2 protein-coding genes are annotated in these 906 nt (G+C 40.5%); one reads left to right on the forward strand and one right to left on the reverse strand.

Going from position 1 to position 906, the window contains the following annotated elements:
* A partial coding sequence (locus ACRCJ0_RS15975) for a hypothetical protein (RefSeq protein ID WP_431390127.1) occupies window positions 1-82 on the forward strand: 82 nt, incomplete at its 5' end.
* A 206-nt stretch (window positions 83-288) separates the two neighbouring features.
* On the opposite strand, the gene ACRCJ0_RS15980 is transcribed toward ACRCJ0_RS15975, so the two are convergent.
* Window positions 289-906 (reverse strand): energy-coupling factor transporter transmembrane component T family protein (locus ACRCJ0_RS15980; protein ID WP_431391156.1); only part of this gene is annotated, 618 nt, incomplete at its 5' end.

A 906-nucleotide genomic window follows, 5' to 3' on the forward strand; every position in this document is an offset into this window, starting at 1 on the left:
GATCGAAGATGGTACTAAATTCTCTATCCGTGAAGGTGGACGTACTGTAGGTGCGGGTACAATCACTACAATCGAAGCTTAATTAACACAATTAAACTTTAAAAATCAAATTTGCAAATTGGAAAGGCGACCGGGTGACGACTCGGTCGCCTTTTTTTTACGCATTTTTCATCGTAAACTTGTTCAAATATCAGTCGCCCACTCGACACAGCTATACGAAGACATCAAAAAAAGCCACGCAAACCTTGATTCAACTCAAAGCCCTGCGTGGCTTTTGTTTTCAATACATTATTTAAATGGGTTATAAAACCGTCCTTGGTTGACTACAAATAACCATAATCCAAGACAAACAATCAATACGGTCACAATAAGTGCGATGATATCAGCTTTCTTGAAAGGTCGTGCCCTATACCAAGTCCGTTTGTTACCTTTACCAAACCGTCGTAACTCCATGGCTTGGCTGATTACTTCAATCCGATCTAATGAAGAAAAAATGAGGGGCATAATCACTTGGGCTGACCGTTTCGCTCTTACAGTCAAGCCAGCCTTGTTAGACATCTCAATCCCTCGTGCCTGTTGGCTTTGTCTTACTGCAAAGAATTGGTTCTGGATATCTGGTATATACCGTAAGGCTAATGAAACTGCATATGAAATTTGGTAGGACACGCCAATTCGGTTTAACGAAGAAGCGAATTCACTTGGGTTAGTGGTCAACATGAAGATTAAGGCTAATGGAATCGTCGAGAAATACTTGATCATCAAGTTAAATTCATAGAAGGCTTGCTCCCAAGTGAGAGAATAGCGGCCAATTCCTTCCCAGATGACAGTTCGCGACTGGTATAAATTGACCCCATATTCAGGTTCGAAAATATAAACAGTTACTAAGTTCAATATTGAGAAGACTAG

This window comes from Aerococcus sp. L_32 (genome assembly GCF_050689315.1).